Source organism: Streptomyces sp. NPDC059828 (genome assembly GCF_042731955.1).
Classification (GTDB): Bacteria; Actinomycetota; Actinomycetes; order Streptomycetales; family Streptomycetaceae; genus Streptomyces.
Map to the genome: position 1 here is coordinate 1 of NZ_JBHWIW010000093.1, position 5915 is coordinate 5915.

Annotated in this window: 4 protein-coding genes; all 4 read left to right on the top strand. The window is 70.8% G+C overall.

The annotated features are described in order from the left end of the window. Nucleotides 1-71: 71 nt before the first annotated feature. The gene (locus ACFV6V_RS30855) at nt 72-677 is read left to right on the top strand and encodes an acyltransferase (RefSeq protein WP_385571145.1); all 606 of its coding nucleotides are present in this window, start codon (nt 72-74) and stop codon (nt 675-677) included. A gap of 369 nt (nt 678-1046) precedes the next feature. Further along, a complete protein-coding gene (gene wecB / locus ACFV6V_RS30860) occupies nt 1047-2150 on the top strand; it encodes a non-hydrolyzing UDP-N-acetylglucosamine 2-epimerase (protein WP_385571146.1) in 1104 nt (367 codons plus the stop codon). Between the two features lie 153 nt (nt 2151-2303). Next, nucleotides 2304-3725 carry a glycosyltransferase gene (locus ACFV6V_RS30865; RefSeq protein WP_385571148.1) on the top strand — a complete coding sequence of 474 codons (1422 nt, stop codon included), beginning with the start codon at nt 2304-2306 and terminating at the stop codon, nt 3723-3725. After that, nucleotides 3722-5857, top strand: a complete 2136-nt coding sequence (locus tag ACFV6V_RS30870) for a glycosyltransferase (protein WP_385571147.1) — start codon at nt 3722-3724, stop codon at nt 5855-5857. The genes ACFV6V_RS30865 and ACFV6V_RS30870 overlap by 4 nt, the downstream gene beginning before the upstream one ends. Nucleotides 5858-5915 lie beyond the last annotated feature (58 nt).

Below are 5915 nucleotides of genomic sequence, written 5' to 3' on the forward strand. Positions count from 1 at the left end.
GACGAGGACGGCCGGGGGCGTGGGCCCCGTATGCTCGCCGGTAGGCCAGACACCGGAAGCAAGGCGGAGAAGTGAACTACAGGGTCCAGCCCAGCGCCCAGGTCGACGAGAGCGCCGAGATCGGCGCCGGCAGCAGCGTGTGGGATCTCGCCCAGATCCGCGACGGCGCCCGCCTCGGCGAGGGATGCGTGATCGGCCGCGGCGCCTACGTCGGCTCGGGCGTGCGCATGGGCGACAACTGCAAGCTCCAGAACTACGCGCTGGTCTACGAGCCCGCCGAGCTCGGTGACGGTGTCTTCATCGGCCCCGCCGTGGTGCTCACCAACGACCACAACCCCCGCTCGGTGGACCCCGAGGGCAAGCAGAAGCGCGGTGGCGACTGGGAGGCCGTGGGCGTGAAGATCGCCGACGGTGCCTCCATCGGCGCGCGTTCGGTGTGTGTGGCCCCGATCAGCATCGGCCGCTGGGCCATGGTCGCGGCGGGCGCCGTCGTCACCAAGGACGTGCCCGACTTCGCGCTGGTCGTCGGGGTGCCGGCGCGCCAGGTGGGCTGGGTCGGCCGGGTCGGTGTGCGACTGGCCGAGCGGGAGGGCGAGCCGGGGGTGTGGGAGTGCCCGCAGACCGGCTCCCTGTTCGACGAGAAGGACGGCGTCCTGACGGAGCGCGCCGCCGTCTGACCCGGGTGCCGCGTCCGCCACCACGCGTACGGCCCGTCGGCCCGGGGCGCACACGGTGGCGGCACCGCTCACACTCGACCACCTGCCGATCACACCCGGTCATCAAGGCCATCGGGCCATGGCGCGTTTTCGGTCGAAGTACGCGCGCGATTCACGCAATCGTTATGCGGCTGCTGGACGTCGCGATCTGCGGCCCGGCGCTGTCCGGCCGGTGCCCTGACCATGGCACAACGCCCGGCCCGCGCCCCCGGAACGCCTCCGGTGCACGGACGGGCCCGGCCGGGCGCCGCCGTGGATTGCCTACCATGGCGACCAGTGTGAGACCGTGACACGCCCTCCCTTGCCCTGGACCAAGAAGAAGAGTGCTCAGTGAAAGTCATCAGCATCGTCGGAGCCCGTCCTCAATTGGTGAAGCTCGCCCCCATCGCGGCGGCGTTCGCGGGGACCGAGCACGAGCACTTCATCGTGCACACCGGACAGCACTACGACGCCGATCTCTCCGACGTCTTCTTCGACGGTCTCGGCATTCCCGACCCTGATGTGCACCTCGGTGTGGGCTCGGGCAGCCACGGCGTGCAGACCGGCTCGGTGCTCTCCGCGCTCGACCCGGTCCTGGAGCGCGAGAAGCCGGACTGGGTCCTCGTCTACGGCGACACCAACTCCACCATCGCCGGTGCGCTCTCCGCCGTGAAGATGCACCTTCCGGTGGCGCACCTGGAGGCGGGCCTGCGCTCCTTCAACCGCCGGATGCCCGAGGAGCACAACCGCGTGCTCACGGACCACTGCGCCGACCTGCTGCTCGCCCCCACCGAGGAGGCCATGCGCCACCTCGCGAGCGAGGGCCTCGCGGACCGCGCGCAGCTCGCCGGTGACGTCATGGTCGACATCTGCCTGAAGATCCGCGACGGCGTTCGGGCCGGGCAGCACCCCGCACCCGTGCTCCCGGAGGGCATCGACCCGTCGCAGCCGTACCTGCTGGCGACCCTGCACCGCCCGGACAACACCGACGACCCGAAGCGGCTCACCGCGATCCTCGAGTCGATGGCGAAGCTGCCCGTGCCGGTGGCCCTGCTGGCCCATCCCCGCCTGGTGGCGAGGGCCGAGGCGCACGGCATCGACCTGGCGCAGGGCAATGTGCACGTCGGCCGCCCGCTGCCGTACGCCGGCCTGGTCGCCGCCGTGCTGGCCTCCACCGGCGTGATCACGGACTCCGGCGGCCTCCAGAAGGAGGCGTTCCTGCTGGAGCGCATCTGCACCACGGTCCGTCCCGAGACCGAGTGGGTGGAAACCGTCGAGACCGGCTGGAACGTCCTTGTTCCCGAGCCCCACCTCCTCTCGTCGGAGGAGTGGGCCGCGACGGTGACCCGCGCCGTACCGACCGGTGACCCCGGTACCCCGTACGGCGACGGCCGTGCCGCGCACAACGTCGTCCGGATCATGGAAGAGTGGAAGGGGGGCAGCCAGCACGCATGACGGGCACGTGGCCCACCTCACCATGCTCCAGGGGTATCTCCCCGGGGAGTGTGGCGAGAGTGACCCGAATCCGTACATGTCACCGTGCTAGCGTCACCGGTTATGTCAGCGTCTCCCAGGTCCGGGCTGCCCACGGAAGGCAAGCGGCCCCATGTGATCTACCTCGCCATCGGTTTCCCTCCGGCCGCCAAGAGCTCGGCGTACCGCATGCGCGAGACCGCGAACCAGTTCATCAACGTGGGCTGGGACGTCACCGTCGTCACCGTCGCCCAGGAGTCCTGGGAACGGGACTCCGGAATCGACCTCACCCTGCTGGAGCAGGTCGACCCCAGGGTCAACATCGTCGAGCTTCCGCTCGCACGTGAAGACCTGGAGACGGACATCCGCCTCTACGACGAGGCCCGCGCACTCAACCCCAACGGCTGGGTCGCCAAGCTCCGCCGCCGCCAGATGAAGCCGTTCCCCGAGCCGAACTTCGGCGAGTGGCGCACCGACCTGGAGCAGGCCGTCCTGCGGATCCACCAGGAGCACCCTGCGGATCTGCTGCTGGCCAGCTGCGTCCCGTACGTGAATCTCGCCGCGGCCTGGAAGCTGTGGCAGGAGAAGCAGGTGCCGTACGCAGTCGACTTCCGCGACGGCTGGTCCATCGACGTCATCGAGGGCGTCGAGGCCTTCGGCCCCGACTCCGAAGAGGGTCGCTGGGAGCGCAGGATCCTCGACCACGCGGTCTCGCTGTGGGTCGTGAACGACCCGATCGCCGAGCACTACCGCAAGCGCTACCCCGACTTCGCCGACCGGGTGCACGTCGTGCGCAACGGCTACGACGCCGACAGCTCTCCGGGTCGCGCCCACGCGCCGGACCCGGAGTCCGGGCTGGTCTTCGGGTACCTCGGGACGGTCAACTTCACCCCCCAGCACCTGGAAACGGTGCTGAACGCCTGGCGTGCGGCCCGGGAGCAGGAACCGCTGCTCGCCAACGCGCGCTTCGAGGTGCGCGGCCACATCGGCAACGGCGCGGGCCGCGAGTCCAACCGGCACACCGAGATCCTCAAGCAGGCCGAGGCCGACGGCGTCCACTTCGGCGGCCCCGCCGCCAAGGCCGAGGTCGCGTCGATCTACGCCCGCTGGGACGCCATGGTGCTGATCCTGATCGGCGGCCGCTACGTCACCTCCGGCAAGGTGTACGAGTACATGGCCACCGGCCTGCCGATCGTCTCGGCGCATGTCGTCGAGCACGACGCGTCGAACGTGCTGCAGGGGCACCCGCTGTGGACGGGCGCCGTCGGCATCGACGAGGCCGGTCTCACCGAGTCGTTCGTCAGGGCCGCCCACATGGCGGTGGAGACCAGCGACGAGGTGCACGCGGAGGCGATGGCGCACGCCGACCAGTTCACCCGCGAGGCGCTGATGACCGTCGCCGTGAAGAACCTCGTCACGCAGTTCACGGCCGAGCGCGCCGTGGACCCGGCGGAGAAGCCGGCCGATGCGCTCACGCCCGGCGAAGTGGCACCGGGCACCGGGGACGAGGAACCCCTCGCCGAGAAGTCGATCGTCGCCGGAGGACCGACCCCGTGACCGAAGTCCTGTTCATCGCCGCTGCCAAGCCACAGTTCGGCGTACTCGCCGACTCGGTGCGCAAGTTCAACGCCCAGGGCGCCCGCGTCCACCTGGCGGGCACGTTCCATCTGGAGTCCTGCGCCGACGAGGTCGGCACGCTCGAGGTGGCCGGGCTGCACCAGCTGCCGCGCACCGTGGCGCACCGCAGCCAGGCGCTGCGGCGCAAGGCCCGCACCTCGCCACTCGGTATGCGGGTGTGGATGCAGTCCAAGGGCGACGCGTGGCTGCGCGCCCAGGCCCGCAAGGCGGATGTCCTGGTCGCCCTCGACCCGGGCGCCGTGTACACCGTGTGGCGTCTCGCCCAGTACAACCGCAGCGCCGAGGCCATGTTCGGACTCGCGCCCGCCCTGAAGGCCGTCGAGGGTCTCCAGGCTCAGGGAGGCAGCGTCACCCGCCGTTCGGCGCTGCCGCCCCTGGACGCCGTCGCCCGCGATGTGCGCCGCTCCGTGGACGGGCTGCCGGCCGCGGTGATGCGCACCGCCACGGCGCGCCCGGTGATGCGCTCCAGCGTGGGTGCCCGGCTGTGGCGCACCGCCGTCACCGCGCCCGGTGTGCCGACCAAGGTGCGGGCCGCGACCTCTCGTTATGTCGCCGAGGGCATGCAGTGGGCGGGCCGTACCAGCGGCGCGGCCATAGCACTCGTCGCGGCGGCGTCCAAGATCCCGGACCTCGGGCTCAGGGCGCAGCTCATGGACGAGGCCGTGATGAAGGAGATCACCAAGGGCATCAGCCCGCGTGATCTCGGCAAGGCGGTGGCAGCCCAGCTCGCCCACGCGGACGAGCAGTTCGCGGCGGGCAAGACGGCGAAGGCCGCTTCGGCCCTGGACCGTGCGCTGTTCCTGGACTTCCACCGGGTGCTGCACATCGACCAGCTGACCTCTCCGCTGGCGAAGGACGCCGAAGGCTTCGTCAAGCCGCTGTACCGCTCCAAGGCGATGCAGGCGCTGAGCCGTCCCCAGGGCCGCAAGGTCCCCGCGGCGCCCGCGCCCAAGGATCGTCCGCTGCGGCTGCTGGTGACCACGAGCGCCAACGACAACTTCCTCCACCACATCCTGGAGCACTTCGGGAACCACCCCGACGTGGAGCTGCGCTACCTCGACCTGGCCGCTTCGAAGCATCTGAAGCGGATCTCCTGGGCGGGCCGGCGCATGCTGGAGGACCGTCTCGCGGGCGGCACCAGCGACTACCAGGAAGAGGTGGAGCGCCTGATGCGCCCGTACCTCGACTGGGCCGACACGGTCTTCGTGGACTGGTCGGTGGGTCCCGCCGGAATGCTCACCACCATCGACCCGGGCGACACCCGGATCGTGGTGCGGCTGCACAGCTACGAGGCGTTCACGCGCTGGCCGCACATGACGGACTTCTCGCGGATCGACGACCTCGTGTTCGTCGCCCCGCACGTCAAGGACCTGGCGGCTTCCCTCGTCCCGCAGCTGCGCGGCGAGTCGGCGCCCCGCTTCCACGTCCTCGACAACGCCATGGACCTGTCGGGCTTCGCCCGTCCGAAGCCGGCCGAGGCCCGCTTCAACCTGGGTCTGGTCGGGATAAGCCAGGTCGCCAAGGACCCCAAGTGGGCCGTGGAGGTCCTGGAGCGGGTACGCAAGCACGACGAGCGCTACCGGCTGATCCTCGTCGGCGGTGACATGGACCCGAAGACCAGCCGTGCGACCCGGGAGTACCGCCGCGAGTTCGAGCAGGAGCTGGCTCCGCTGGAGGAGTCCGGCGCCGTGGTCCGGCTGGGGCCGACGGACGACGTGCCCTCGAAGCTCGCGGAGATCGGCACCATCATCAGCTCCTCGGTGCGCGAGGGCTGCCATGTCGGCCTGATGGAGGGCGCGGCGAGCGGCGCGGTCCCGGTCGCCCGCGACTGGCCCTTCTACGCCGGCAAGCCGAACAGCGCCCGGACCCTCTACCCGGAGGGCTGGGTGGTCGGCTCCCCCGAGGAGGCGGCGAAGCGCATCCTCGAGAGCACGGCCACCGAGGACGCCTGGCGCGAAGCGGGCAAGCTGGCGGCCGAGCACGCACTGTCGGTGTGGGACTGGCCCGTGGTGCGCAAGCACTTCGAGGAGCTGTTCCTCGACGAGCGGTGAGCGGTGAGCGGTCAGCGATAGGCAAGGGAGAAGGGCCCCGGGACATGTCCCGGGGCCC